The sequence below is a fragment of the Rhodococcus sp. 05-339-2 genome, from assembly GCF_002258965.1.
In the GTDB taxonomy this organism is placed as follows: Bacteria; Actinomycetota; Actinomycetes; order Mycobacteriales; family Mycobacteriaceae; genus Rhodococcoides.
Window position 1 is genome coordinate 185,237 of sequence record NZ_NOYW01000011.1, and the last position, 25,714, is coordinate 210,950.

At 63.6% G+C, this 25,714-nt stretch carries 26 protein-coding genes; 9 read left to right on the top strand and 17 right to left on the bottom strand.

From position 1 onward, the window contains the following. Window position 1: 1 nt before the first annotated feature. From CH273_RS10305 to CH273_RS10325, 5 genes are all read right to left on the bottom strand, one after another. Window positions 2–1,627 carry a long-chain fatty acid--CoA ligase gene (locus CH273_RS10305; protein WP_032395039.1) on the bottom strand — a complete coding sequence of 542 codons (1,626 nt, stop codon included), beginning with the start codon at window positions 1,625–1,627 and terminating at the stop codon, window positions 2–4. Window positions 1,628–1,695: 68 nt separating this feature from the next. Further along, entirely contained in the window at window positions 1,696–2,775 is a 1,080-nt protein-coding gene (locus CH273_RS10310) for an alpha/beta hydrolase family protein (RefSeq protein ID WP_032395040.1), read from the bottom strand. An 87-nt stretch (window positions 2,776–2,862) separates the two neighbouring features. Then, on the bottom strand, window positions 2,863–3,747 hold the full coding sequence (locus CH273_RS10315; RefSeq protein ID WP_032395041.1) for a tagatose-bisphosphate aldolase: 885 nt from the start codon (window positions 3,745–3,747) through the stop codon (window positions 2,863–2,865). 71 nt (window positions 3,748–3,818) lie between these two features. Continuing rightward, window positions 3,819–5,174, bottom strand: a complete 1,356-nt coding sequence (locus tag CH273_RS10320) for an FGGY-family carbohydrate kinase (RefSeq protein WP_032395042.1) — start codon at window positions 5,172–5,174, stop codon at window positions 3,819–3,821. 10 nt (window positions 5,175–5,184) lie between these two features. After that, the gene (locus CH273_RS10325) at window positions 5,185–6,189 is read right to left on the bottom strand and encodes a LacI family DNA-binding transcriptional regulator (RefSeq protein WP_032395043.1); all 1,005 of its coding nucleotides are present in this window, start codon (window positions 6,187–6,189) and stop codon (window positions 5,185–5,187) included. A 102-nt stretch (window positions 6,190–6,291) separates the two neighbouring features. Here CH273_RS10325 and CH273_RS10330 point away from each other — a divergent pair, with 102 nt between their 5' ends. Next, the gene (locus CH273_RS10330; protein ID WP_052049434.1) at window positions 6,292–6,846 is read left to right on the top strand and encodes a P-loop nucleotide/nucleoside kinase family protein; all 555 of its coding nucleotides are present in this window, start codon (window positions 6,292–6,294) and stop codon (window positions 6,844–6,846) included. Here the strand turns inward: CH273_RS10330 and CH273_RS10335 are convergent. After that, window positions 6,831–7,838, bottom strand: a complete 1,008-nt coding sequence (locus CH273_RS10335) for a LacI family DNA-binding transcriptional regulator (RefSeq protein ID WP_032395044.1) — start codon at window positions 7,836–7,838, stop codon at window positions 6,831–6,833. The genes CH273_RS10330 and CH273_RS10335 overlap by 16 nt on opposite strands. 31 nt (window positions 7,839–7,869) lie before the next feature. Then, on the bottom strand, window positions 7,870–8,595 hold the full coding sequence (locus CH273_RS10340) for an SDR family oxidoreductase (RefSeq protein WP_032395045.1): 726 nt from the start codon (window positions 8,593–8,595) through the stop codon (window positions 7,870–7,872). A gap of 405 nt (window positions 8,596–9,000) precedes the next feature. Between CH273_RS10340 and CH273_RS10345 the strand changes: the two genes are divergently transcribed. The 4 genes from CH273_RS10345 (at window position 9,001) to CH273_RS10360 (ending at window position 13,479) form a co-directional block, all read left to right on the top strand. Beyond that, entirely contained in the window at window positions 9,001–9,780 is a 780-nt protein-coding gene (locus CH273_RS10345) for an ATP-binding cassette domain-containing protein (RefSeq protein WP_032395046.1), read from the top strand. Next, window positions 9,777–10,874 (top strand): ABC transporter permease, encoded by a 1,098-nt coding sequence (locus CH273_RS10350; protein WP_082073654.1) that lies wholly within the window; start codon window positions 9,777–9,779, stop codon window positions 10,872–10,874. Before CH273_RS10345 ends, CH273_RS10350 begins: the two co-directional genes overlap by 4 nt. A gap of 53 nt (window positions 10,875–10,927) precedes the next feature. Beyond that, window positions 10,928–11,899: an ABC transporter substrate-binding protein gene (locus CH273_RS10355; RefSeq protein ID WP_032395047.1), complete on the top strand. Its 972-nt coding sequence runs from the start codon at window positions 10,928–10,930 to the stop codon at window positions 11,897–11,899. Window positions 11,900–12,003: 104 nt separating this feature from the next. Beyond that, entirely contained in the window at window positions 12,004–13,479 is a 1,476-nt protein-coding gene (locus CH273_RS10360) for a mannitol dehydrogenase family protein (RefSeq protein WP_032395048.1), read from the top strand. Here the strand turns inward: CH273_RS10360 and CH273_RS10365 are convergent. Next, window positions 13,467–14,258 carry an acyl-CoA thioesterase gene (locus CH273_RS10365; protein ID WP_032395049.1) on the bottom strand — a complete coding sequence of 264 codons (792 nt, stop codon included), beginning with the start codon at window positions 14,256–14,258 and terminating at the stop codon, window positions 13,467–13,469. The two genes, CH273_RS10360 and CH273_RS10365, sit on opposite strands and share 13 nt — an antisense overlap. 79 nt (window positions 14,259–14,337) lie before the next feature. Beyond that, on the bottom strand, window positions 14,338–15,387 hold the full coding sequence (locus CH273_RS10370) for an SDR family oxidoreductase (RefSeq protein WP_032395050.1): 1,050 nt from the start codon (window positions 15,385–15,387) through the stop codon (window positions 14,338–14,340). Window positions 15,388–15,475: 88 nt separating this feature from the next. Here CH273_RS10370 and CH273_RS10375 point away from each other — a divergent pair, with 88 nt between their 5' ends. After that, window positions 15,476–15,793, top strand: a complete 318-nt coding sequence (locus CH273_RS10375; RefSeq protein ID WP_032395051.1) for an ArsR/SmtB family transcription factor — start codon at window positions 15,476–15,478, stop codon at window positions 15,791–15,793. Here CH273_RS10375 and CH273_RS10380 read toward each other — a convergent pair. Further along, on the bottom strand, window positions 15,777–17,258 hold the full coding sequence (locus CH273_RS10380) for a class I SAM-dependent methyltransferase (protein WP_032395052.1): 1,482 nt from the start codon (window positions 17,256–17,258) through the stop codon (window positions 15,777–15,779). The genes CH273_RS10375 and CH273_RS10380 overlap by 17 nt on opposite strands. An 82-nt stretch (window positions 17,259–17,340) precedes the next feature. Between CH273_RS10380 and CH273_RS10385 the strand changes: the two genes are divergently transcribed. Further along, window positions 17,341–17,844: a DUF1648 domain-containing protein gene (locus tag CH273_RS10385; protein ID WP_032395053.1), complete on the top strand. Its 504-nt coding sequence runs from the start codon at window positions 17,341–17,343 to the stop codon at window positions 17,842–17,844. Window position 17,845: 1 nt separating this feature from the next. Here CH273_RS10385 and CH273_RS10390 read toward each other — a convergent pair whose 3' ends face one another. From CH273_RS10390 to CH273_RS10400, 3 genes are all read right to left on the bottom strand, one after another. Beyond that, window positions 17,846–19,237 carry an outer membrane protein assembly factor BamB family protein gene (locus CH273_RS10390; RefSeq protein WP_082322440.1) on the bottom strand — a complete coding sequence of 464 codons (1,392 nt, stop codon included), beginning with the start codon at window positions 19,235–19,237 and terminating at the stop codon, window positions 17,846–17,848. After that, the gene (locus tag CH273_RS10395) at window positions 19,234–20,469 is read right to left on the bottom strand and encodes a hypothetical protein (protein ID WP_052049435.1); all 1,236 of its coding nucleotides are present in this window, start codon (window positions 20,467–20,469) and stop codon (window positions 19,234–19,236) included. The genes CH273_RS10390 and CH273_RS10395 overlap by 4 nt, the downstream gene beginning before the upstream one ends. Window positions 20,470–20,630: 161 nt before the next feature. Continuing rightward, window positions 20,631–21,878: a TetR family transcriptional regulator C-terminal domain-containing protein gene (locus CH273_RS10400; protein ID WP_032395055.1), complete on the bottom strand. Its 1,248-nt coding sequence runs from the start codon at window positions 21,876–21,878 to the stop codon at window positions 20,631–20,633. A 173-nt stretch (window positions 21,879–22,051) separates the two neighbouring features. Here CH273_RS10400 and CH273_RS10405 point away from each other — a divergent pair, with 173 nt between their 5' ends. Next, window positions 22,052–22,312: a LuxR C-terminal-related transcriptional regulator gene (locus CH273_RS10405; RefSeq protein ID WP_032395056.1), complete on the top strand. Its 261-nt coding sequence runs from the start codon at window positions 22,052–22,054 to the stop codon at window positions 22,310–22,312. A gap of 4 nt (window positions 22,313–22,316) precedes the next feature. Here the strand turns inward: CH273_RS10405 and CH273_RS10410 are convergent, their stop codons facing one another. Continuing rightward, window positions 22,317–22,970: a DedA family protein gene (locus tag CH273_RS10410; protein ID WP_032395057.1), complete on the bottom strand. Its 654-nt coding sequence runs from the start codon at window positions 22,968–22,970 to the stop codon at window positions 22,317–22,319. An 87-nt stretch (window positions 22,971–23,057) separates the two neighbouring features. Here CH273_RS10410 and CH273_RS10415 point away from each other — a divergent pair, with 87 nt between their 5' ends. Beyond that, window positions 23,058–24,077: an SMP-30/gluconolactonase/LRE family protein gene (locus CH273_RS10415; protein WP_032395058.1), complete on the top strand. Its 1,020-nt coding sequence runs from the start codon at window positions 23,058–23,060 to the stop codon at window positions 24,075–24,077. A 61-nt stretch (window positions 24,078–24,138) separates the two neighbouring features. Here CH273_RS10415 and CH273_RS10420 read toward each other — a convergent pair whose 3' ends face one another. From CH273_RS10420 to CH273_RS10430, 3 genes are read right to left on the bottom strand one after another with little or no spacing between them, the layout of a single operon-like run. Continuing rightward, window positions 24,139–24,624: an SRPBCC family protein gene (locus CH273_RS10420; RefSeq protein ID WP_032395059.1), complete on the bottom strand. Its 486-nt coding sequence runs from the start codon at window positions 24,622–24,624 to the stop codon at window positions 24,139–24,141. Window positions 24,625–24,628: 4 nt separating this feature from the next. Next, window positions 24,629–24,970, bottom strand: a complete 342-nt coding sequence (locus CH273_RS10425; RefSeq protein WP_032395060.1) for an ArsR/SmtB family transcription factor — start codon at window positions 24,968–24,970, stop codon at window positions 24,629–24,631. Between the two features lie 33 nt (window positions 24,971–25,003). After that, window positions 25,004–25,633 carry a TetR/AcrR family transcriptional regulator gene (locus CH273_RS10430; RefSeq protein ID WP_052049436.1) on the bottom strand — a complete coding sequence of 210 codons (630 nt, stop codon included), beginning with the start codon at window positions 25,631–25,633 and terminating at the stop codon, window positions 25,004–25,006. Window positions 25,634–25,714 lie beyond the last annotated feature (81 nt).

Consider the following 25,714-nt stretch of genomic DNA (forward strand, 5'->3'; position numbering starts at 1 on the left):
ATCAGACCAGCTCGATGACCTCCAATGCACCGTCGGCATGGGAGCTCCGCAGCCTCTTCTTGTCGTATTTGCCGACGCTGGTTTTCGGGACCTCGTCGATGAATGTCCACCGCTCCGGCAGCTGCCAATGCGCGACACGACTGTCGAGGAATTCCTTCAACTCCTCGGCCGTCACCGACGCCCCCTCGCGAACGACGACGGCTACCAAGGGCCGCTCGTCCCACTTCGGGTCGGGCACACCTATGACCGCGGCCTCCCGCACGGCCGGATGTCCCATCACCTGGTTCTCGAGCTCGACCGAGGAGATCCATTCGCCACCGGACTTGATGATGTCCTTGGAGCGATCGGTCAGGCGCAGGTACCCGCCCTCGGAGATCGTTCCCACGTCACCGGTGCGCAGCCAACCGTCGTCGAACTTGTCGTCGGCGTCGGCGCGGTAGTAGCTGCCGGTGATCCACGGGCCACGCACTTCGAGTTCCCCGACGGTCGCACCGTCCCATGGCAACACCGTGCCTGCATCGTCGACGAGTCGCGCTCGGACTCCGGCGACGAATCTGCCTTGCGTACAGCGCAAGTCGAATTCGTCCTCCGGCGACAGGCCCGCATCGGGCTTGCCCGAGGTGCCCAGTGGGGAGGTTTCGGTCATGCCCCACGCCTGAGAGATGTGCACTCCGTACTTCTCGTGGAACGCCCGCATCAGGCTCGGGGGGCACGCGGCGCCGCCGACCACCACGTCACGCAGGCTCGACAGATCCGTCGGGTGCTCGTCGAGATGAGCGAGCAGGGCCTGCCAGATGGTCGGAACCGCTGCTGCGGCCGTCGGACGCAGCGTCGACATCATCTCCGCCAGCGGTGCCGGCTGCAGAAACCTGTCGGGCATGATCAGCGACGCACCGACCATCAGCGCCGCATACGGCAAGCCCCAGGACATCGCGTGGAACATCGGCACGATGGCCAACACCTTGTCGGACTGCGCAATCGCCATCGCGTCGGTCATACACGCTTGCATCGAGTGCAGGTAGATGGAGCGGTGCGAGTACACCACGCCCTTGGGATCACCGGTGGTGCCCGAGGTGTAACACATTGCGGCAGCTGATCGTTCGTCGAGCTCCGGCCAGTCGAACTCCTCCGGCTTGCCTCCGAGCAGGTCCTCGTAGCCGAGCACCTCGATACCGTCTGGTGCGGTGACCTGTGCCGGATCGACGCCGACGACGATGAGGTGCCGCACGGTCTCGAACGTCGGCAGCAACGGCGTCAACAGGGGGAGCAGACTTGCGTCGGCGATGATGACCTGATCCTCGGCATGGTTGACGATGTAGGTGAGCTGCTCGGGAAAGAGCCGAATGTTCAGTGTGTGCAGCACAGCGCCCATCGCTGGAATCGCCATGTAGGCCTCCATGTGCGGGGCGTTGTTCCACATGAACGTTCCGACGCGCTGATCGTCGTCGATGCCGATCGACCGCAGACCGTGCGCCAGTTGCGCTGCCCGCCTGCCCAATTCCCCGAAGGTCACCGTGGTCGGACCGGTGTCGGTCCAGGTGGTGATCTCGGCCGAGGAGTGAATGGACGTCCCGAATCGAACCAGCTGGCCGATGGACAATGGGGTGTCCTGCATGGTGCTCTTCATCGATCTCGCTCCTGAAGTCTCGGCATACACATCGTTGTGCTGCGCGTCACACCATGCACGATACGGACTTACTCGGACGCGTGGTCTCGGGTACCTCGGATTCGTGCGTCGACCTCGCGAACGATGTCCTGAAAGATCTCCGACGCGGGGTCGATGACGGCGAAATGGCCCCCAGGTCCTTCGATCGAGGCGACCGAATCCGGGCCGGCCGACGCGGCGGCGTAGTACGCCCGGCTGATCTCGAGCAGATTGGGGTCGTCGTCGAGTGCACTCACCACAAGCTGCGGGACGCCGAGCGGAAGCCTCGAGATGGGCGACGATTTCTCGTACGTCTCCTGCGCACCGGCGAATCGTGCGCCGATCGCGTTCGACACTGCCCCTTCGCCGAGCCACCGCTCGTCCCCGACCCGCAGATCGAGTACCCCGGCCAGACTCACTGCGAGAGCGGGTGTCCCTGGCTTTCCTGAGGAATCGGCCGCGGCTCGCAGTGCGAGTTGACCGCCCGCCGAATGGCCGAACAGAACTACCTGAGACAGATCCAGATCGCCGGGTGCCGTCTCCAACGCTGCGAGCGCGGACGCGACATCGTCGGTCATCACATCCCAGCCGTGTTCGTCGGGTCGACGGTATTCGATGTTCCAGGTGGCATAGCCACGTGCCGTCAGATCGACGGCCATCGCGTCCATCAGATCGAATTCCCATCGCGAACGCCAATACCCACCGTGGATCAGCACGGCGACAGGGAACGGACCGTCGCTCTCGGGCACCCGCAGCTCGACGCGTTGTTCCGGGTGATCCCCGTAGGACAGGATCGTTCCGGGGTGGAAGCGGTGGAAATACACGCTGTCGATCGCGAATCGCAGACCGTCGAGTCCACGGCCGCGAATATGAGTGCGTATGCCCGGTGATCTGTCCGGAGTGCACTGACCCAGATCGACCCGAACTGCACTGCTGTACGGCGACGTATCGATCGGGATTCCGTCACCTGGAACGACGATCGCCTCGTCGGAACTGGTTGCGGCATCGACGATTTCACCGGTCAGGCCACGAGCAGCGAGAGCCCGGTTCGCCAGTTCCTCCGCCGTCGCGAGATCGGCGAAGACTCCGGGAGCGGCAACGATATGGATGTGTCTCGAAACGTCGGTCATGGGTTCACGCTACCCAGAACGGCGTCGACCGAGCCCGGGACGGTGCGTCCGGACTCGGTCGAAGAACGTGCAGTCGAAGAATGCGGATCAGTTGTCGACGGCCTCGTTCAGTTCGCGCAGGCGGGGGAGTGCGCGGTTGGTGAGCAGGTCCTCGCGGGTCGCGGCGGAGACGGCCATGCTGTCCTTCCACAGTGACCGGCCGGCCATCGCGCCGCGCGCGCCGTTCGCTACAGCGATGCGTACCTGCTCGATGAACGTCTCGTGGTCGACGCCTGCCGAGAGCACTGCCCACGGAACACCCTGTGCCGCTTCGGTAACGGCGGCGCAGGCCTCGGCGGAGCCGGGGTAGGGGAGCTTGAGGACCTTGGCACCGCATTCGACCGAGATGCGGGTGGAGTCGGCGATGATCTTGCCGAAGCCTGCCTTGTAGTCCTCGTCCGATTCGCCCTCGAGCTTGTAGGTCAGGATTTCGACGATGAGCAGCAGGCCTTCGGCGGAGCACGCCTTGACGAGGTCGCGAATCTCCTCGGCGACACGGGAATCGACGCCCTGCCGTTCGGGACGCATGTAGAAGAGCATCTTGGCGACATCGCCACCCAGGTCGCGTACGACGCGCGGGGTGACGCCGTCGACGTACCGGGTGTAGCGCAGGCCGTCGGTCTCCTCGAAGCCCGAGGCGTCCATGCCGACCACCAGCGCGGTGCCCCGCGAGAGCACACCCTCGTCGACGATTTTGGGCAGTGCGACCTCCGGGTCGAGCAGGATCGCCGGGGCGTGATTGCCGAGGTAGCGAACCAGATCGGCCTTGGCGTCGGCGAGCTGCTCGAACGTGACCGAACCGGGCCCGTCGGGAGCGTCCGTCATGACCGCCTTCATGCCGTTGCGTTGATCTCCTGCGACGATGAGCATGTTGCCGTCGGCGGTGGAGATGGCGGCCATTCCGCGACGTTCGAGTGTGGTCAGTTCGTTCATTGTTTTCTCCTGGTGCTGGGTTGGGGTCGAGAGCGAGCGAGACAACGTTGTCTCACTGCAGAAATGTGGGCTCAGATCTCTATGAGCGTCAGTAGTCGCGCCGCGAACAACGCTGCGCCGTAGGCGGTGTCCTGGGCGCGGGTGGAGACCGAGACATCGGGGAGCACCTGCGCGCGGGCATCTCGAACGCTGGCCATGCTCGCCCAGCCGCCGGTGAGCAGCGTGGAACGGGCCGGGGCAACCTCCGCGTCGAGGGCGGCGATGAGCCGCGCGATCTCGTCGTTGCCGTGCAACAGAATCGAACGGAACAACTCCGCCGCGTTCACCCCGTCCGTCCGCACGGTGATCGACAGCACCCCGTCGTCGTTGCGGGCTCCGGCGATGTCGATACCGCCGTCGGTGGACGGTCCACCGGCAGGCAATGCGCACACCCGCTGATCGAGCAGGTCACGCCCGGCGCGGTCGGTGATGTCGCACAACTGCAACGCCCGTCGCATCAACAGCCCGGTCTTGACTCCGGCGACGAGTACGTGTTGGCCCGGAACCACATGCCGCACCGAATTGATCAGATGATCGGCCAGACGGCTTCGTGCATCGGGCGTCAGCGGAGCGTCGAGCACTCGCAGCAGCACCTCGGCGGTTCCCATCGACACGTGATAGCGGTCGTTGGGGATTGCCCCACCCGATACGGCGGAGACGAGGTGGTCATGGCCGGCCACGGTCAACCGTGCCCCCGCGATGGCGTCGGGGAGGGCGGGTCCGGTTGCCGTTCCCAGATCCGTGCCCGCATCGACGAGAGGCGGGATGAATTCGGCCCCGACGCCCAAGTGCGTCAACATCTCCGACCACGGCTCGCCGGTGTCCTGATCGAGCAGGCCGGTTCGGGAACCGAGCGAGTAATCGGCCACCGCGCGGCCACCGAGGGACAGCACGACGAACTCGGGAAGGTTGAACCATCGCAGTCCGGCCAGCTCCAGTCCGTTGTCGCGCAGGTGGGCGATCTTGACCACCGACACCTGGACACCGACGGGAAGGCCTGTCTTCCCGGCGAACCGGTCACGTAGATCCTGGGGTAGTGCGTCGACCTGCTGTTGCCCTCGGGGATCGAACCACGCGAATGCCGGCGCTCGGACAACGTTGTCTTGATCCAGAAGGAAGCCCGTCTCACCCATTCCGGACACTGCGATCGCATCGATGCGCGACGCGGGATCGCCGGTCACCTCGGGCAGTCGGCGCGCGACGGCCTCGAGCAGATTCGCGATGGTGGCGAGCAAGTCCTCGGCCGCGAGATCGGTGGTACCGCCCGGGCCGTGACGCCACGGTGTCGGACTCTGCTCGATGAGCATTTCGGTGCCGGCATCGTCGGTGACGAGTACTTTGACGCCGGTGCTCCCGAGGTCCAGTCCCGCAACAAGTCTGGGGTTCACGGAGTTGGTCTCATTTCTGTACGGGTAGGGGGAGTGCGTGCGAGAGTCTTTCCACCAACGTGGTGGGCGCGACCTGTTGCTCCGGTTCGAGGTAGGGATCGTCGAAACGCTGCACCAGCCGATCGAACGCGAGTGTGCCGATGCGATAAGGGTCTTGGTCGATGCACGTCACCGATGGACTGACGGCATCGGCGAGCGAGAAATTACCGAACGAGACCATCGCCACGTCGGTGCGATCCATTTCGTGCAGCACCGATACCACGGCCGTCGCATGACGTGCGTTGGCGACGAAGAAGGCGGTCGGCGGATTGCGTAGTGCCAATAGCTTCTTCACCACGGGCCGTACCGAATCGGCGGCGTGCGACACCGGGGGAGCAAGTGCCACGTCCGGCTTCTGGCCGAGGTTCGCGAGAACATCGAAATACGCCTCACGGCGCAACTGCGCGGTCTGCAGTCGATCGTCGAAGCCGAGCAACGCAATTCGGGTGTGCCCGCCCTCGACCAGTTTCTCGACGGCTCGTTTGGCAGCGCCGTAATCGTCGACGATGACCGAATCGAATCCCGGGATGGAACGGTCGATGGTCACCGTGGGCAATGTTCGACGCCGAGGCACGAGAAAGTCGCTGTGATCGCCGACCGGCGCGAGAATGATGCCGCGCACGTGTTGACCGGCCAGCAGTGCCAGCTGGTCACGTTCGCGCTGGGCGTCGAACCCGGTGCTGCCGACGATGACGGCGAGTCCGTGTTCGAGAGCCCGATCCTCGACGGCACTGACCAGGGAAGCGAAGAACACGTCGTCGATGGAGTCGACGACGATGCCGATGGTGTTGCCCGATCCCGATTTCAACGAGCGCGCAGCCGAATTGGGGACGTAGTTCAGCGTCTGCACCGCGGCCTCGACGCGTTCGCGCAACTCGGGCAAGACGGTGTCCACGCCGTTGACGACGCGGGAGACGGTCTTGAAGCTGACGCCTGCCAATGCGGCGACGTCTTTGATGCTTGCGCGCTCGGTCACGTGAACTCTCGATCGGAGGGATTGCGTTTCGCTGTAGCGAGGTGCGAGACAACGTTGTCTTGTATGATTGCCGCTATGCCTCATGTCTGTCAAGACGTTTCCGTGATCGATCGGGATCGACTGCCGGTCCTGCTCGTCGCGGGTGCTGCCGGGAGTGGAAAGACCACCCTGGGACGCGAGCTGGCGCGCCGTTTCCGCATCCCCTTGCTCGACCTCGACACCCTGACGAATCCGCTTCTCGATCAGCTGGATTCGGTGTCGGTCGGCCCGCACTGGAACAGTCCAGGGCCGCACTCGGAGCAGATTCGAGCCGGCCGATATGCAGTATTGCTGGCCGCTGCCACCGATCTCGTTGACATCGGTCAGCGGCCGGTCCTCGTGGCTCCGTTCACCCGTGAGCTGACCGGTGGCGCGGAATGGGAGCAGCTGATCGCGCAATTGGCACCGGCCGCAACGTCGGTCGTGCACGTGGACGGCTCGCCGGAACTGCTGGCGCGTCGACGGGCCGCCCGTGGGGCAGAGCGCGACGCACATCGGCCGTCGGATACTCCGGCGGAGAAGCCGCGTGTTCCTCATCTACGGGTCGATGCCGAGCTGTCCACCGAGAAGCAGGTAGAGCTGGTCGCGGGAACTCTCGAGGGCTACGTGCAGCGGTGATCGCTTCCGGGCGTGCACGATCGACGTTCGATCAGCTCGACCCCGAGTATGTTGCGCCGCTTGAAGCGCTTGCCGGGATTCTCGATTCGGCCCAGTAGCCGCTCGATGGCCAACCGGCCCAGCCGAGCAGGATTCTGGTCGATCACCGTCACCGGTGGCATCACGGCATCGGCAAGGGGAAAGTCGCCGAATCCGACGAACGCCAGATGCAGCAAGTTCATCTGCTGCAGAACGGGGACACATGCCATGGCCACGCGTGCGTTGGAGAGAAACAGCGCTGTCGGTGGATCGTCGAGCGCGGTCAGTGCGGTCAGGGCGCTGCGTGCATCGTCGCGGCCCATGACGCCGAGCGCAACGAGGGATTCGTCGAACTCGATTCCTCGGGCCTGCAACGACTCTCGATACCCCTTCAGCCGATTTCGGCTGGTAGGAATGTTGGCACTGTCGCCGATGACCGCGATCCGAGTGTGGCCGAGTCGTAGCAGATGATCGGTGGCCAGCACCGCCCCACCGTGATCGTCGTCGACGAAGCTGTCGGCCTTGAGGCCATCGGGTCCGCGATCGACGAAGACCGTGGGAGTCTTGTCGATCCACCGCTCCAGATAGCCGTGGTCGGCACCCGTGGGTGCAATGATCAAGCCGCTCAACTGCCTCCGCAACAGTGACTCGACCAGCGCCTGCTCCTGATCACCGTCGTGGCCCAGGCTGGTGACCAGCACGGCCATGTCGTCCTCACGGGCACGCTCCTCCACCGCGCGTGCGATGGAGGAGAAGAACGGATCGTCGATGTCGGGCACGGCCACACCGATCGCCGCGGCTTGACCGTTGCGAAACGACGTCGCCATCGTGTTCGGAACGTAATTGAGCGAGTTCAGGGCATCGGTGACGCGAGCGCGCGTGTCGGGGTCGACATGCGGGTCGTTGTTGTACACCCGTGAGACGGTCTTGGCGCTGACTCTGGCCAGCGCCGCGACATCCTGCATCGTGGTCATGATCTACCCCCGTCTGCTCGTCGTCCGCTCGTCATCGACTGGTGTAGCCGCCGTCCACCGGCAACGACACTCCCGTCACCATGGAAGCATCATCGCTCAACAAGAAGGCAATCGGCGCGGCAATCTCGTCCTCGGTGGCCCAGCGACCCAACGGCATCTGTGCCAGGAACGGCTCCTCGATCTCCGGACGACCCCAGTAGAACGCGGACATCTCCGTCATCACGACGGTCGGATTGACTCCGTTGACCCGGATTCCGTGGCGGCCGAGTTCGAGGGCCGAGACGCGAGTGATGTTGTCCAGGGCTGCTTTCGAGGAACCGTAGGAGACGTGTCCTGTCAGCGCGACGAGACTGGCCTGGCTCGAGACGTTGACGATCGATCCGACACCGGCGGCGATCATCGCGGGGACGGTGTACTTGATGACGAGCAGAGCGCCGCGCGCGTTGATGGCGATGACCTTGTCGAAGATCGAGATGTCGGTGTCCTGAGGCGTCGCGATCTCGCCGCCGAAGCCCGCGCAGTTCACCACCCCGTACAGCTCCAAGCCGGAGACGGCGTCACGCACGCTGTCTTCCGACGTCAGATCGAAGGCCAGGGGTTGTGCGCCGGTCTCGTCGGCGAGCTTGTCCAATGCATCCACCGACTGGCCCGCGGCAACGACATCGGCACCGTCGGCCACGAGCCGTCGCACCGTCGCCGAGCCGATGCCTCCGCTGGCGCCGGTCACCAAGATCGTCCGGCCGTCGAACTTCGCCATGGGGTCTACCTCTGCTGTTCCGAATGGATATGTCATCGATGTCATCGGCTCGCTGAGCGGGCGTGATGTCATCGGTGTCATGGACGGTACCTCAGCACGCCTCCGACGGCTCCAAAATCGAACAGATCGGTTATTTCTGCAGCTGAGAGACGGTACCGTCCGGTCCGATAGTGGTTCGACAGTGCGCCACCTTCCATGTGCATCGTTTGTGTCATGTCACCGGTGACATGAATTTTCGCGAAACACGTGACAACGCGGGTTGCGTGGGTCACACTCGTTTACACAACGAGCCCCGCGGGGAGCTCGACCCGCCTCGCAGATGACGTTCACCGACCGAGCTGCACGGGCACCGGTGGGGGTGTCCATCCCGCACCCGAAGGTTTTCGATCCGACCTAGGAGTATCCATGGCCAGCGTTGCACCTGTTGCGACACCGATCCTCGAAGCGAGGGGATTGTCGAGGAGCTTCGGAAACGTGCGCGCCCTCGACGACGCCGATTTCGACATCTACCCCGGCGAGGTCGTCGCCCTCATCGGCGACAACGGTGCCGGCAAGTCGACGTTGGTCAAGGCGCTCTCGGGAAGCCTTGCCGTCGACACCGGAGAGATCCTGTTCGACGGCACCGCCGTCGATCTCGACAGCCCAACGGTGGCAGCGGAACTCGGCATCGAGACGGTGTTCCAGGATCTCGCGCTCGCGCCGCACCTCAACGCCCAGCAGAACATGTTCCTCGGCCGGGAGCTGCCGGCGAGAGGCCCGCTCGGCCGACTCGGTTTCCTCGACGTGTCCACGATGCGCAAGCAATCGCAGGCCGCTCTCGACGAACTGGGAGCCACCGTTCGCAGTCTGACCGTCCCGGTCGGCTCGATGTCCGGTGGACAGCAGCAGGCCATCGCCATCGCACGTGCCGTCGCATGGGCCAAGGGCGTGGTGTTCCTCGACGAACCGACCGCTGCGCTCGGCGTGGTGCAGACCCGCAACGTACTCGACACCATTCGTCGAGTGGCGGACCGAGGAGTGGCAGTGGTCTTCATCAGTCACTCGATGCCACACGTCATCGAGGTCGCGGACCGCGTGCAGGTGCTGCGGATGGGCAGACGCGTCGCCACTCTCGACGCCAAGAACACGACCATGGAAGAACTCGTCGGTGCGATGACCGGCGCGACCACCGGAGCCACACGATGAGCAATCAGATCATCACCCCATCCATCGAACCGTTGCCGCCGAGCGAGAAGCCGTCGAAGCACACGTTCGACCTCGTCGAATCGCTCCGTAACCTCGCTCGCGTCCAGGTCTTCCAGATCGTCCTGGTGTTGGCAGCCATCTGCATCGTGTTCTCGATCATGGCTCCCGGGAGCTTCCCCGAGTGGGGCAACATTCGGCAGATCATCCAGAACGTCTCCATCCTGGCCGTCCTCGGGATCGGCATGACGTTCGTGATCGTCACCAGCGGCATCGACCTTTCCGTCGGGTCGGTTCTCGTCTTCTCCGGTGTCGTCTCGGCCAAGACCATGGCAGCCATCGGTGGCGACGGATGGGGAGTCGCCGCCGTCGGGATCGTGGTGGCCCTGGGATGCGGCCTCTGCTGGGGATTGCTCAACGGATTTCTGATCGGCAAGGCCAATGTGCCTCCACTGATCGTCACGCTCGGTACCCTGGGCGGCGCACTCGGGCTCTCGCAGGTCATCACCGGCGGCGTCGACATCCGAGACGTTCCACCGGTACTGGTCGACACGATCGGGTACGGAAATCTACCGGCCACCACCATCCCGCTGATCTCGAGCATCGCCCTGGTGCTGGTGGTCATCTTCGGAATCGTGCTGCATCGCACCAAGTTCGGTCTCTACACGTTCGCCGTCGGCTCGAAGGAACAGTCCGCTCGTCGAGTCGGCATCAAGGTGGACATGCACCTGGTCAAGATCTACGCACTCTCGGGCACCCTCGCCGGACTCGCAGGAATTCTGTCGCTCTCGCAGTACGGCACCACCGCCATCGCGGGTCAGTCGCAGACCAACCTCAATGTCATTGCGGCCGTTGTCATCGGCGGAACGAGCCTGTTCGGTGGCATCGGCACGATGTTCGGCACCGTCGTCGGACTCTTCATTCCCGCAGTGCTGCAGAACGGATTCGTCATCGTCGGCGTTCAGCCGTTCTGGCAGCAGGTCGCCGTCGGCGCCGTCCTCATCGCCGCCGTGTACTTCGATCAGCGTCGTCGTGACGCAGCGAGTCGAGGTCAGTCGCCCAGCTCGCTCAAGAAACTCTGGTCCCGAAGTCCGTAGCTCGGGCCGGCCCACAACTCCCTCCCGCACAATCCCTTACAAGAAAGTCGACCATGATCACATCACGCACCGCCGTCGTTGCACTGAGTGTCGCTTCGGTCTCCGCCATGTTTCTGGCGGGCTGCTCGTCCGACTCCGGAAGCGGTGACGGCAGCGGCAAGATCGCCTTCATCCAGGGCGTGAGCGGCGACGAGTTCTACATCAGCATGCAGTGCGGAATCGAAGCTGCAGCCGAGGCCGCCGGCGTCACCGTCGACACTCAGGGCCCGGTCAAGTTCGATCCCACGCTGCAGAAGCCGATCGTCGATTCCGTCGTCGCATCGCGGCCGTCGGCCATCCTGATCGCGCCCACCGACGTCGCGGCGATGCAGGCACCGTTGGCGGCTGCGGCGAACGCGGGCATCAAGGTCGTCCTCGTCGACACCACCCTCGAAGATCCGTCCATCGCGGTGTCGTCGATCTCCTCGGACAACAAGGGCGGTGGAGCGGAAGCATTCAACGCCATCCAGGAGCTCAACCCCTCCGGCGGCAAGGTTCTGGTCATCTCCACCGACCCCGGTATCTCCACCGCCGATGCGCGTGTCGAAGGCTTCGAGGAGGCCGTAGGAGCCAATTCGGCATTCGACTACCTCGGAGTGCAGTACAGCCACAACGACCCGGCCGAAGCTGCCCGTCTGGTCTCGGCCGCTCTGGCCAAGGACCCCGACATCGTCGGCATCTTCGCCGCCAACACCTTCGCAGCCGAGGGCACCGCGACGGGCGTCCGGCAGGCAGGCAAGCAGGACCAGGTCAAGATCGTCGGATTCGATGCCGGTCCCGCACAGGTCAAGCAGCTGCGTGAAGGAACCGTGCAGGCACTGATCGCCCAGCAACCCGACACGATCGGCACCGACGGCGTCGAGCAGGCCATGGCGGCGATCGACAACAAGCCGGTCACGTCCGAAATCTCCACCGGCTTCCACGTCATCACCGCCGACAACATCGACGGCGACGGTGCGCAGTACGTCTACAAGTCGTCCTGCTGACCTGTAGCACCTCGAACTGCGGTGGTGCTCCTGGTGGCAGCACATGCCCGGGAGCGCCACCGCTCACCAATTCCATCCGAATCGTTCGATCCGAGGAATCTGTCATGACCATGCTTCGCCGCGCGACGTTGGAAGAGCTGCCCGCGACCGTCACGAAGCCGGCCTACGACTTGGACGAACTGCACTGCGGTGTGGTGCATTTCGGCGTCGGCGCATTTCATCGCGCACATCAGGCGGTGTACTTCGATCGGCTGCTCGCGGCCGGACATCTCGACTGGGCTCTGTGCGGAGTGGGAGTGCTGCCGGGAGACAGGAAGATCGGGGACGTCCTCGACTCGCAGGACCACCTCTACACCCTCGTCACAGTGGATCCGGACGGTCGACGGGACGCCCGGGTGATCGGTTCGGTCGCCGACTTCGTCTACGCGCCCGACGATCCGCAGGGCGTACTCGATGTGCTCAGCTCACCCGCCACGATGATCGTGTCCTTGACCATCACCGAGTCCGGTTACGGCGTCGACGACGCCACCGGAGCGTTCGCGCCCACCGATCCCGCAGTGCTGCACGACCTGGGGGACATCTCGGTACCGTCGAGTGTCTTCGGCTTCCTCACCGTTGCCCTCGCCACCCGCCGGTACCACGGGATTCCGCCCTTCACCGTGATGTCGTGCGACAACATCGTTCACAACGGGTCGGTGACCCGAACGGCATTGACCTCGTTCGCCCGCCATCACGACGCCGATCTCGCCGACTGGATCGATACCACGGTCGCGTTTCCCAACTCGATGGTCGACCGCATCACGCCCGCTACGACGACCGCCGTCGTCGACGACGTGCGCAACGACTTCGGAATCGACGACGGCTGGCCGGTACGGTCGGAATCGTTCTCGCAGTGGGTGGTCGAAGACACGTTCTCGTTCGGGCGGCCGCCCTTCGACCAGGTCGGAGTGCAACTCGTCGCCGACGTCGCGCCGTACGAACACATGAAACTGCGGCTGCTCAACGGCTCCCATCAGGCGATGAGCTACCTCGGCATACTCGCCGAGTACACCCACGTGCACGAGGTGATGGCCAGCCCAGACCTGCACGAATTCGTCGCGTCGTACATGCGGAACGAGGCCGCACCCACCCTCGCCCCTGTACCGGGAATCGACATCGAGGGCTACATAGACCAACTGCTGCAACGCCTTTCCAGCCTTGCCGTTCGCGACACGCTCGAACGGCAGATCGTCGACGCGTCCGCCCGCATTCCGAAGTTCGTACTGCCGGTGATCCGCGACCTGCTGGCCCGGGATCGATGCGTCGACCACTGCGCGTTGATACTCGCAGCGTGGTGCGGTGTCTACGAGCGCGGAGACGTGCCGATGCTCGACGCAGATGCCGAACATCTTCAGCGGCTGTCCTGGGAAGACCACGACAACCCCGGTGCCTTCCTGGCGAATCCTGCTGTGTTCGGGGACCTCTCGACCAGTCCTCGGCTGCGCGGCGCGTACCAGAGGGCCAAACGGTCGCTTCAGGACAGCGGAGCGCGCGGAGCCGTACGGCGCGTGCTGGAACAGTCGGTCGGTCAGGCCTTGTAATAGACCACCTGGTGACTCGTCGCCAGCAATGTCCCGCCCTCGGTCCACAGTTCGGCCGTCTGGTCGAAGTAGCCTCGGTGGAAGCGGCGTGCTCGGGCAGTGCCGAGGATGTACCCGTCGGAGCGGCTGACGAGATCCTCGGGCGTCGCGAAGAAGTGGGTCGTCAGTGAGATGGTGCCCGCCGGAACGTAGCGACCGAGACGCTGAAAGATCCTGGGATAGAACACATCGCTGAGCGATGTCAGTGCCGGGAAGTCCAACGGACGCGGCGGTGTGTCTCGAATCCACAGGGTTTCGGTCGAGTCCGCAGATTCCTGATCGCTCAGAGCGCCTGCCACGAAACGCATCTCGTAGTTCTGTGCCCAGGCGATTGCATCGGGAAAGGTGCCTCGGGGCGTCTCGGCGGGGGAGGGAACGGTCGGTGCCACTGCCTCGATGGTGTCCCACGTCTCGCGCCTCGTACCGAACACTGCTGTTGCGGTGGTGGCGACGTCGCCACCCTGAGTCAGTTCGAGATACCAGTGTTGATTGCTTCGGTTGGTGCGCACGGCACGCGCCGAGATATCGAACTCACCCTCGGCGACGGGGCCGGCGAAGTTCACCGTCAGCGAGACCGGTGAACCCAGACATTCGGGATGCAGCTCGATGGCACGGACGAACGTTGCGGCGGTGAGACCACCGAACGGGCCGACCATGTTGTTGTACGGTGCCGACGTCCTACCGCGGTAAGTGCCGTCGGAAACGGTCTCGAGTGCCACTGCTGTGTCGAACGGATGCATTGTTCTCCCGTAGGTCTCGATCGGCGTTGGTGCCGATTCAAACTATCCGGCTCACCTACACGGCACGCAGGGTGGCTCCTCACGGAATGATTCGCCGGCTGCGTAGCTCGGCGAAGATCCCGGCGAACATGGCCTCGGTGTCGACGAAGCGGTGAAATCCCATGCGACGGGCCTTGGAACCGTCGGCGATGACGTCGTAATCCCAGGAGAACACGAAATCACCGAATGCCCAGGAAGAGACGTCGGAATACGGAGTCGACTGCAGTCCGTGCTCGGCGACGATGGAATCCCACAGCGGCTCCTTGTCTGCCATGACGTCCGCCAGGGATATCGGTAACGGAGTTGCGGTGTCGAGGTCGAACAGACTCGCGATGCGCGGCCACATCTGGCTCCAGCGAAACAGGTCGCCGTTGGTGATGTTGAACGCCTGATTGGCGCAGGTCGGCGTGGTGGCCGCCCATACCGTCGCCTCTGCGAGCAACGATGCGTCGGTCATCTCGAGCAGCGCGCCGAAGGCACCGGGCTTTCCCGGAAACCGCATGGGGACACCCAGTTTCGCGCACATGGTGGCGTACACGGCGATGACGGTGGCCAGGTTCATCGGGTTCCCCAGAGCGACACCGCACACCACCGATGGCCGGATGGCCGACCAGGTCCACCGCTTGCCGAATTGCCGCGCCTCGAGAAACTGTTGCTGATCGACGTTGAACTCGGGCGGCATGTGGGGCGGATCGGATTCTCGCGCCGGGGTTTTGAAGGGCCCCAGGTGTGCGCCGTACACCTTGTATCCCTGCATCAGACTCACGTGCTCGAGGTCCGGTGAACTGTCCTCGATGGCCGTGACCACGTTGACGAGCATCGAGAGATTGGGGGCGACGAGTTCGGCCCAGCTCGGTCTCTCCTGATACGCGGCGTAGAAGATGTGCGTGACGTCGGTGAGCTCGGCCAGTCTGCGGTGCGTCTCGTCGGCGTCGAGCAGATCCACCGCGATGTGCCGGACGCGTCCGTCGTCGAGACCGCCGCGGCGTGAGAGCCCGACGATGTCCCAATCACCTGTTCGCTGCAGGTGATCGACCAAGTTACCGCCGATCACTCCGTTGGCTCCCACTACCACTGCTACGCGTGACATGAACTTCTCCCATCTGGATATCGCGATATTGCGATGTCATTAGTAGACCACATATCGGGATATTGCGATATTGGAGTAGGCTTCGAGGGTGGCTGACGAACTGGACCCCGCAGAGCTCGCGGCGGTGTTCGGTGCGCTGAGCAATCCCGCGCGATTGGCGATCATGCGGTGGCTCAAGGATCCCAATGACTTTCCGCCCCAGCTCGAGCCCGCCGAGGACGTGGGAGTGTGCCTCAAGCACATTCGATCGCGGGCGGGTGTTTCGCAGTCCACAGCCTCGCAGTACATGGCCGTGCTGCAACGCGCGCAGCTGGTGACAAGCACCAAGATCGGCCCCTGGGTGCACTACAAACGCAACGACGAATTCCTCGACCGACTGGCCGAGACGATCAAGTCCGATCTGTGAAGTTGTCGATCGCCTGATCGATCGAACTGCTGTCCGTGTGCACATCTCGCGCCCGGTCCCGCAGTGTGCGCCGGTCGGTTGCACGTGCGATGGCGCTCAGGTCGATGCGTTGGAGCAGCTTCTTCGTCACCGGTCGCTTGCTGTCCCAGAATGCGAGGGCCGCGATGAGATCAGTCGCTTCCGGTCCGGTCAACAGTGCATGGGCGACGGCGCATGCCGCTGGGTCCTCGAATGGCAATAGATAGGTGGCGTCGTCGAACACCGCAGGTTTTCCGTCGCAGGGGCCGACCATCCTGAACTGCGGAATCTTGTGGAATCCGGAGATCGCGATCTTGTAGGGCGCAAACGTGTACGGCCCGACACCGAAGATGCAGAACCGGGCGCGATTTCGGTAGATCGACGACTTCCTGCCGTCGAGAGCTGTCGCGTTGTCGGTCAGGTACTTCCACAACTTCGGTGCGCTGTCCGCCAACTGTGCGGTGTCGTCACCGGTGTGGGATTGCGGCACGATCATCCATCGCGAGACCACGCTCAACTTGTCGCGATAGACGTCGGTGCATTTGAACAGGGGAAACAGGAAGTCTGTCTCGACGTCGACCGCAGCTCCGAGTTTGGTTCGCGGGCCGTCGTTCGCGGCCAGTTCCATGACGGCAGACGCATCGTGTTTGATGCCCTGACGCCACATCAGTGGACTGATGCCATCGAACTGCTTGCTTCGCTCGTAGGCGTCGACGTCCGCGACGAGTTGTCCGTCGACCACTCCGATCCTGCTGCTGGGGTGCAGTGCGTCCATGCTCGAATACATCTGCGCGGTGTGGTCGGTTGCACCGGTTCCGAGCTCGACCACGAACCAGCAGGCATCGACTCCGGCGTCGAACCACTTCTTGGCGTCGATGGGGCGCAGACTCGAACCGGTGATCGGAAGGCCGTGCCGAGCACAGTGCAACAGGACGTTTCGAGCTACCTGGGTTTTGCAGATCATCGCAACGGTGACCGGGCGATCTGCGAACTCGGTGAGCAACTTGATCCAGATGAACTCCGCAACATCGAAATTCGAGCTTCCGGTGATCGCATCGATGCCGCGCACGTTCCCGGTGTTCGCACGAGCCGGTCTGTTGCTGGAACCCAGAACCGACAGCTGTGAGTTGGTCACCCACGGTGGGTTGCCGACGACGAGGGTCGGGCCCGACTCCGACGTCCATGCGATGTCGCGCGCCAGGTCGAAATCGAAGATCGATGCTGTGATCACCCTGCCGAATATCGATGCGGCCGCGGCGTACTCGGGCTGCACTTCGATTCCGACCCGTTCTGTGTCGGGGTGACACTCACCGATGACCGACAAGAAGTTCCCGACACCACACGTGGGTTCCAGGACACGAGTCCACTGCCGTCGAGGCAGGGTGTCCACCAATGCACGTGCCAACTCGATCGGGGTCTGGAAGTCCCCGAACTCGTTGTTGGGCATCGATGCCTCCGGCGGTGGTGCGAACAAGTTCCTTCTACGGCACTCAACCACACCACTGCCCAAGGCATTAAAGTTGACTGGGATGAAGCTTTCGCGTGCGGCCCTACTGCTGTCAACTCTGGCGTTCATCGGCGCTCTGATCTGGGTCGCCGTCACTGCGGGGGATCAAGTGCCCGCGCACTTCGACGGGTCCGGTCAGGTCGATCGCATGGACTCGAAGCTGTCCTTCCTGCTGACGATGGGCGGCATCGGATTCGCGATCATCGGGTTGTTCGCGAGTATCGGGTGGTGGTTCCCCAAGGTTCCGGGGTCCATGGTGAATCTGCCGAGTCGGACGATGCACGAGTATTGGACTGCCGCCGAGAACCGACCCGAGCTGAACCGAAAGATGGCCGAGGACCTCGAGTGGATCGGTGCGGCAACGGCATTGCTGTTCGCCTGGATCACCGGCGTTGCGGGTGCAACGACGGGCGACTCGGTCGGCGTCTGGGTTCTCGCCGTCCCGACGGCGCTGTACCTGCTGGCCATTCTGGGATACGTGGTGTTCGTCGTCAAAGGCGGCCGGTACCGCGTACCGAAGAACTGACTCAGGGGAGTGGTTGCAGCATCGCCAATTTCGATCCGGACTGCACCAGATATCCGCCCTCGGTTGCGTCGACCAACTGCTCGAAGCTCATCGACTCGTCGTCCGGAAACATCATCGACGTCGATGCAGTCCACTCGGTCCCACCGGTGGTCACGTCGACCGCGGAGAGATCGGTTCCGGCCGAGGTCAACACCAGATCGTTGTCGCGCCCGATGATGGTGCCGTTCAGTTCGGCCTGCCACAGGTGCTCGCCGTCTCGCAGGTCGATCGCGGTGGTGCCATTGGATGCCTGCAGCAACCCGACATAGCCGATGACATGCGTCAGGGTGGCGTACGTGCGGGGCTCGTTGAGTTCGTCGCCGGGAAAGTCGTACGACAGGGCGTCGTCGCGCCACAGTTCCTCGCCTGTGTTGCGGTCGAAGGCCGTTTCACCGAGAACGATCGGTATCGCCGTGTCGGTGGGCTCGTCCAGCGAAGGTTGTTGTACGACAGGGCTGTCCGATCGTGCGAGGACGGTGCCGTCCGAACGGAAGGCGGCGGACCCTTTCGATTCCGTACTCGTACCCTCACAATCTCTCAACGACGCAATGGCCAGGTCGCCTGCGGTGCGTCCCACGGCTCCGAGACAATCCTCGAGGCTGTCCGTCTTCCAGAGCTGCCGTCCGGTCGAGGCGTCGAACGTGGAGAAACCGCCCCCGACGTCGAATGTTCCGATGTCGTCACCGACCTTCAATGCGGTGGCGTAGTCGTCCTCCCAGCCGGCCGACGCGTGCAGCGGAACCGTCCAGTCGGCGCTCGGATTCTCCAATGTTCCGCGGTGCAACAGAATGTCACCGGCTTCGAGGTCGCCCGATGTCGTGTACACGCGATCGTTCGCAACCGTGACGGCGAACAGGTCGAGATCGGTGGGGTAGTTCCGCGATTCGCCGGTGATCGGATCGAAGGTGACGTAGCCCGGCGTCGCACCCCAGATCGGTTGATGGCACAGGAGTCGGCCGCCGAGCGGCTCGTCGGCGCACGCGGCCAGGTCCGGAGCGGGGGTCTTCCACAGAACGCTGCCGTCCGCGGTGTCGATTCCGACCATGACTGCCTCGTCGTTGCCGGATTCCGAGGACACGACGGCCAGTGTGAGAGCGGTGTGGTCGATCAGAATCGAGCCGGCCTGCCATGCGTACATCGAACCTGTCCTCGGAGAGGCGAAGGTGGCTCCCTCCAGTCCGATGTCCGCCGGATCGACGGACCACGCCAACCCCGGTGCGTCGTCCGAGGAGTCGGTGATCTTCTTGATGGTCGTCGATCGGTCCTGGGTCACAACGGCTATCGCGGCACCGACCGACAGTGTTGCGACGATCGTCGCAACGACCAGTGTGGTGTTCTGGGTCCATCGCATCATCGAAGGTCCAATCCTGCTGTGTTCGCCAGGTTCTCGAGCAGTGCCGGATCCTGCACCGGTTGTGTCGTAGACACCGTGATCTCGAGCCCCGACGGCGTGACGACGGAGACCGCGGAACCCGGCCCATACTCGTCCGGTGAGACGAGCTGGGGCTCCTCCGTTGTCGTCGAATCGGATTGGATGTCAGGCGTGGCCCGAGCAACGCTGATCGTGAGTTGCCCGGCAGTGCTGTTCACCGTCTGACACAGCCCGGAACCGAATTCACTGGTGTGCAACGCACCCAACGGTGGTGTCGGAGCGAGCGCCGCTGCGTTTGCCCGCCGGAGAGCGTCGTTGAGCGTTCGAATCTCTTCGCGGGAGAACGACGGCGTCGGGGAGTCGTCCCAGCCGACACCCCAGCCTGCGTAGCAGTCGGCGGCATTGCCCGGTGTTCCGGCAGGGATGGGAGCAGTGATCCTGAGGGCAGGGTCGGCGGCTATTCGGACCAGGTCGTCGAGCGTCAGTTTCAACGTGGCCGGGTCGTTCCCGCCGGAGACCGAGGCAGAGACGAGGGATCCGTCCGGCGTGTACGCGGTGGCCGTCCGGGAGTAGGACCTCTGACCGTTGGTTTCGCGCCACGTGTCGTCGGTGTCCAGCACCGTTCCGTCCGGCAGACTCCGTCGCTCATCCACTTGGCCGGCCACGCACGGTGGTGGTTCGGCCGAGTCTGCCGGGCCGACACCGACACTGAGATAGGCGGACTCGCTACCCGAGGCCAGTGGGGTGGATGCGTGCGCCGAGTCGAGGACAAAATCCTCGGATTCGCTCGACGCGGGTATCGGGCCGAAGTACATGGACGTGGTCGACGAGATCGCGGAGGGAAGTGCTGCCATCAACGCCTCGGACATGAGGTGCGCTCGGGGTCCGCTGTACCAGGGGGCCGCTGGATTGTCGTACGATTCATCGCCCGTGGTCAAGAAGGCGAGGGATGAGGATTCGCTCGGAGGCTCGACGGTGTCGCACCCCGGAATGCTTGCCGACGCGTCTACCTCCGGGGTGACCACCGCGTATTCCTGCTGCGGAGGCTCCGGAACGGGTGTCGCCGATGTCGTTGGTAACGAGGTCAATTCAGGCTCCTCGGCCGGAGCGGTCAGTCCCGCTGCGACTACACCGAGTGCCACTATCGATACGAGGACGAGTGTGTTCAGCAGCGCGGAACGATTGCGTTCGGTGGGCTGCGTGTCCCCGTTCATGACCCTCGCTTCGTTCGCCGCATTCGCGACGAATGTCGCGCAACATTCATACCATTCGTTTTTCTAATCGTGCCGGGTGTAGCAGCCAGATGACATCCTGGCAGCCCCCGATCACCTCGCCGGCGGGATCCGGCGTTCGATGACACCCGGCCGGTCGATGCTCAGTGCGTACCGAGTCCGTCGAGGAGAAGTTCACCGACGAACGTCGCGTTGTCCTGCGGGCTGTTCTGTCGTCGGGTGAAGCATCGCATCAACAGAGTGTTGGTGATTCCGGCAGCGAGATCCACTGGGCTCGAGCTCGTTCGGAAAATGCCGGTGTCCTGTCCTCGCGCGATGACCGGTGCAATGATCGCCGGCAGGTTGAGCTTCTCCTTGATCGAGATCAGCCCCTCCGGCTCGCCGTAGGTGTCGTGTGCGACGGCGACGAGGAGAGCGTCCATGAACTCAAGTTCGTCGGCGGCGAGTTGCGCGCACCGCAGCATGTGATTCCGCAGAATCGTGAGCTCGTCGAGGCCCAGCAACTGGTCGTCGGCCACCGACTCGCGAAGACGATCGACTCGACTCTGCAGTGCTGCAACGATGACGGACGGTTTGGTCGGAAACAGTGTCTTGCACGCCGCCCTCGGCACTCCCGCGATATCGGCGACGTCGTCCATTCGCGTCATGAAGTAGCCACGCTTTCCGAACTCGTCGCGCGCAGCGGTGACGATCGCAGCACGCGGATCGCGGGGCAGCGGCCGCTCCTCGCCCGAGACACCGACTTCCCCCACGACGTCATCGAGGTGCTGATGATGCCCCGACGTGTCGACGACGGCCCCGAGGAAGGCGAGCAGCGCATCGGACAACACATCGGCCGATACGGAAGCGGCGTCGACCTGACTGCGGATGCGAAAGCCGTCCACGACGGCATTGACCGTCACGGCGAACGATCGGGCCGTGAAGGGACGGCGAAAGGCTCCACCGTCGGGAGCGAACAGAACCTCGAATGCGTCGAGCACGGCGTCGTCTCGCAGGCGGTACTCAGCGGCGAGTGCCGCGGAAGCGGGTCCGCGGAAAACATGGTCGAGAAGAGACGCGGTAGTGCTCTTCCGGTCGACGATTGCCGGGAAGTGGTCCGCGACGAGCGCCGACACCGATGCGCGAATCGACGCGCCGCTGTTCGTCATCTGCGCGCGAACGATGTCGTGGATGTCGACCGGTGGAGGAGTACGAGACAAATGTTCGACGACCGCGGTGAGGAAGTCGGATTTGGTCTTGAACTTGCGGAAGAACGTCGCCGTCGACGAGTCGGTCTCGTGGACGACGTCCTCGATGCGCAGTCCGCGTTCGAGGATCTTGCGCGGATGTGCGATCAGCAATGACACACCCGCCTCGACGAAGTGGGCGGCGGTCGCGTCGAGCTCGGTCATAGAGGCGGACTTTACCCAGGTGGCGACAAGATCGAGGTCGCGGGCGACAGTATTCACTCTCAGGTGAGAGCGACCTCGGTCATTCCTCGGAGTGACCCAGCGGAGCGGTTGCGGTGTCATTGGCCGTGTTCGCGCCACCGGGACAGCGGCGGTGCCCGACACCGAGGACCTCCATGACAGTGCTCGATATCCGCGTCGGCGACGCACCCGACCCCCGGCTCAGCGCTCGTGAAATCGAAGTACTCACCGCCTGGCTCATCTCGGATTCCAAAGCGGAGGCGTCGCGTTCGCTCTATCTGTCGATGGGAACCGTCAACACACATCTGACTCGCATCAGAGCGAAATACACGGCGGTGGGGCGAACTGCACCGACCAAGGCGACGTTGCTGGTGCGTGCGCTGCAGGACGGGTTCATCGACATCGACGATCTGTGAGCGGCTATTGCACCTCGACGCGTCTGGACTTGATCTTCTTCACCACGAACCAGGCGATCAGCGCGACGACTATGCCGATGACGACGTACTGGAACACCGAGGCGTAGTTCTCCACGTAATGCCAGTTCTCGCCGAGGAAGTAGCCGGCGAGTACGAAGATCGAGTTCCAGATCAGGCTGCCGAGAGTGGTGTACAGGGTGAATTGGAGAATCGGCATCCGGGACACGCCGGCCGGGATGGATATGCCCGAACGGACGACCGGGATCATGCGGCCGAAGAACACTGCCGACCGACCGTGACGGGTGAACCAGTCCTCTGCCTTGGTCAGATCCTCGGTGCCGACGAACGGCATCTTCTCGACGATGGCATACATCCGATCGCGGCCGAGCTTGATGCCGAGCCAGTACAGGACGAGTGCGCCGAGCACCGAGCCTGCCGTCGTCCAGAACAACGCACTCAGCAGCGTCATGCCGCCCTGCGACGCGGTGAACCCGGCGAGAGGGAGGATGATCTCGCTGGGAAGGGGCGGGAAGAAGTTCTCCGCGGCGACGGCGATTCCGGCCCCAGGGCCGCCGATGGCCTCCATCAAACTCACTGCCCATCCGGCGATCCCTCCGAGGTCGCTGTCGGCTGCGGCAAGGGAGGAAAGGGCACTCATGGCAACGACTGTACGAAACCGACGCCAGGAAAATCTGTTCACCAGGACAAATGCCCGAGAATTGAGACATATGGAACACTCGACGGTGTGAACCGAGTCTCCCGAGTAGTCCCCGCTGTTGCCGTTGCCACACTCCTGCTGAGTGCCTGCGGGTCGTCGGATTCGGCCGAGCCGGCACCGAGCACCCCGAGCGGTTCCTCCTCGTCGGCGGCAACGTCATCGATTTCGAGCACCGCAACGGTCTACGACCTGCCCGGTAGCGGAGTGTTCCCCGAGGGCATCACCGCCGCGGACGACACGTTCTACGTGACGTCGACGTCCGACGGAGCGGTGTTCCGCGGAACCGTCGGATCTCCCGATGTGTCGGTGTTCCTACCCGGCGGCGCGGACGGACGCACCGGTGCTGCGGGTATCGATGTGACCGATGACGACGATCGCGCCGACTACCTGGTGATCGCCGGTGGAGCCACCGGCAAGGTGTGGGTGTACGACGCCGAATCCGGTGACCTGGTGGCCACGTTCACCAACGGTCTCGGTGCAGACGCGACATTTCTCAACGACGTCGCCATTGCCGACAACGGCGATGCCTACGTCACGGACTCGCGCAGCCCGGCGTTGTACCGCATTCCCGCCGAACAGATGACCGCCGGAACGCAGGACGGACCGTTGGAAACGTTCGTGAGCTTCGACGGCACTCCGTTCGCGTACGGGGAGGGGTTCAACGCCAACGGCATCGTGGAGAACGACGACGAATCTGCGTTGATCGTCGTGCAGTCGAGCACCGGCAACCTGTATCGGATCGACAAGACTTCCAAGGAGGTCACACAGGTCGATCTCGGGGGAGCGACACTCATGAACGGCGACGGGATGGAGATGGACGACGACACGCTGTACGTCGTTCGCAATCGCGACGGTCTCATCGCGAAGGTGGATCTCGACGACGACGGAAGAACCGGCGCGGTCACCGGCGAGATCACCGACGCATCGTTCGCGTATCCGACAACCGTTGCAGCGATGGACGATCGGCTGTACGTGGTGAACAGTCAGTTCGACAAGCGTGGGGGAGAGCCCGTCGAGCCGTTCACCGTCAGCTCGGTTCCGGAGTAGAGCGGCTGCGCCGCACGTGCACGAAAGTTCTTAGCAGAGATCGAGTTTCCGTGCACAACGATCAGTCGGCGACGATGGCGTCGATCTGACCGAGTGCCAGGGCCATACCCTCGTCCATGCCCATCTCGACGAGTTCTTCGAGCTGGCTGAGGCTGTCGAATCGCGAACGTATGGTCATACGTGTTGTGCCGTCGACGTCTTCGAGGGTCGCGGTGGCGTGGGTGACGGGCATCGTCGACGACGGGTTGCCGGAGTCGTCGGCGAAACCGTCATCGAAGGACAGTGTGGTCGGCGCGGAGATCTCGGTGAAAAGCCACCAGCCGGCGGCTTTTTCGCCCTCGGGTCCGGTCATGTAGTACGACGCTTTTCCGCCCGGCACGAAGTCGTGGCTCTCGAAGGTCGCGGGCCACGTCGGTGGTCCCCACCAGCGCTCGAGTTGGCGCGGGTCCTCCCAGATCTGCCACACCCGTTCGACTTTCGCGTCGAACTCGGCGACCATCGTCATGGTCAACGTCTCCGCATCCTTGTGGGAGCTGATGAACGGCATGGATTCAGCCTTTCTCGTCGTGGGAAAGTAGTTCGTCGATCCGGTCGACTCGACGTCGCCAGATCTCTTCGTATGCGTCGAGCAGTGCGCGGGCTCGTGCGATGGTGTCCAATCGAACTCGCACGATCTGCTCCCTGCCACGCTTGTGTTTCGTGATCACGTCGGCGCGTTCGAGAACGGCGACGTGCTTCTGCACAGCGGCAAAACTCATGGCGTAGTGAGCCGCCAATTCCGACACCGACTGTTCGCCGACAGTGACCCTCGCGACGATGTCACGCCGGGTCTTGTCGGCGAACGCCTGGAACAGGCGATCGACCTCGTCGTCACTCAACTCATCTACAACCATTTGGTTGTAGGTTATTACGGGATTCGGGTCTCGTCAAGAGTGTTCGGCGTCGGTCGTCGGCGTTCGCCGTAGTGAACCGATCGCAGCCGAGACCACGGTGTCGATGAATTCCGCGTCGCACGGAAGTCGGGTGAGGAGATGGCGAAAATGGATAGGAGCGATGAGTAGCTCTATCGCGGTGCGGGCGTGTGCGTCGGCACCGGCGGGGATCTCACCACGTGCGATTGCATGCCTGATCATCACTTGGTTCACCTCGAAACGCTTCTGCCAGAATGTTTTCCGTGCCAGTTCGATCTCGGGGGAGTCGGTGACGAAGGCGAGCGCTCGAACCAGGCCATGGCCCAGGGGTGAGTTCAGATACGCGCTCAAAGTGGTGGCAAGCGCCGTCAGATCCCCGCGCAGCGAACCGGTATCGGGCCGTGGGAGGGTGTGCTGGCTGGCAGCGAGCATCGCGTCGAGTACAAGATTTTCTCGAGTGGCCCACCGTCGGTAGACGGTACTGTCACGTACGCCGGCGCGGCGGGCGATGTCCGGTATGCCGATCTTGTCGACGCCGACCTCGATCACGGCGTCCAGCACAGCCTGATGTACCGCGGCTCTGACCTGCGCCGTCCGCCCCCCGGGCCGTCGGCGTGGTGCAACGTGCGCGGTGTCGTCATCCATTCGTGAATGCTATTGCAGTGTTCCTTGCTTTAGTTGATCGAGCCGCCTACCGTGCGTTAACGCAGAACTTTCTGCTTTGAG

Excerpts from the sequence above, each read along its gene's own strand:
- CH273_RS10340 (WP_032395045.1), bottom strand. The coding sequence starts at position 8,595 with ATGGCGAAGTTCGACGGCCGGACGATCTTGGTGACCGGCGCCAGCGGA.
- CH273_RS10430 (WP_052049436.1), bottom strand. The coding sequence starts at position 25,633 with ATGGATGACGACACCGCGCACGTTGCACCACGCCGACGGCCCGGGGGG.
- CH273_RS10365 (WP_032395049.1), bottom strand. The coding sequence starts at position 14,258 with ATGCATCCGTTCGACACAGCAGTGGCACTCGAGACCGTTTCCGACGGC.
- CH273_RS10370 (WP_032395050.1), bottom strand. The coding sequence starts at position 15,387 with ATGTCACGCGTAGCAGTGGTAGTGGGAGCCAACGGAGTGATCGGCGGT.
- CH273_RS10385 (WP_032395053.1), top strand. The coding sequence starts at position 17,341 with ATGAAGCTTTCGCGTGCGGCCCTACTGCTGTCAACTCTGGCGTTCATC.
- CH273_RS10305 (WP_032395039.1), bottom strand. The coding sequence starts at position 1,627 with ATGAAGAGCACCATGCAGGACACCCCATTGTCCATCGGCCAGCTGGTT.
- CH273_RS10360 (WP_032395048.1), top strand. The coding sequence starts at position 12,004 with ATGACCATGCTTCGCCGCGCGACGTTGGAAGAGCTGCCCGCGACCGTC.
- CH273_RS10355 (WP_032395047.1), top strand. The coding sequence starts at position 10,928 with ATGATCACATCACGCACCGCCGTCGTTGCACTGAGTGTCGCTTCGGTC.
- CH273_RS10310 (WP_032395040.1), bottom strand. The coding sequence starts at position 2,775 with ATGACCGACGTTTCGAGACACATCCATATCGTTGCCGCTCCCGGAGTC.
- CH273_RS10350 (WP_082073654.1), top strand. The coding sequence starts at position 9,777 with ATGAGCAATCAGATCATCACCCCATCCATCGAACCGTTGCCGCCGAGC.
- CH273_RS10395 (WP_052049435.1), bottom strand. The coding sequence starts at position 20,469 with ATGAACGGGGACACGCAGCCCACCGAACGCAATCGTTCCGCGCTGCTG.
- CH273_RS10400 (WP_032395055.1), bottom strand. The coding sequence starts at position 21,878 with ATGACCGAGCTCGACGCGACCGCCGCCCACTTCGTCGAGGCGGGTGTG.
- CH273_RS10390 (WP_082322440.1), bottom strand. The coding sequence starts at position 19,237 with ATGATGCGATGGACCCAGAACACCACACTGGTCGTTGCGACGATCGTC.
- CH273_RS10405 (WP_032395056.1), top strand. The coding sequence starts at position 22,052 with ATGACAGTGCTCGATATCCGCGTCGGCGACGCACCCGACCCCCGGCTC.
- CH273_RS10380 (WP_032395052.1), bottom strand. The coding sequence starts at position 17,258 with ATGCCCAACAACGAGTTCGGGGACTTCCAGACCCCGATCGAGTTGGCA.
- CH273_RS10345 (WP_032395046.1), top strand. The coding sequence starts at position 9,001 with ATGGCCAGCGTTGCACCTGTTGCGACACCGATCCTCGAAGCGAGGGGA.
- CH273_RS10410 (WP_032395057.1), bottom strand. The coding sequence starts at position 22,970 with ATGAGTGCCCTTTCCTCCCTTGCCGCAGCCGACAGCGACCTCGGAGGG.
- CH273_RS10420 (WP_032395059.1), bottom strand. The coding sequence starts at position 24,624 with ATGCCGTTCATCAGCTCCCACAAGGATGCGGAGACGTTGACCATGACG.
- CH273_RS10425 (WP_032395060.1), bottom strand. The coding sequence starts at position 24,970 with ATGGTTGTAGATGAGTTGAGTGACGACGAGGTCGATCGCCTGTTCCAG.
- CH273_RS10315 (WP_032395041.1), bottom strand. The coding sequence starts at position 3,747 with ATGAACGAACTGACCACACTCGAACGTCGCGGAATGGCCGCCATCTCC.
- CH273_RS10335 (WP_032395044.1), bottom strand. The coding sequence starts at position 7,838 with ATGACCACGATGCAGGATGTCGCGGCGCTGGCCAGAGTCAGCGCCAAG.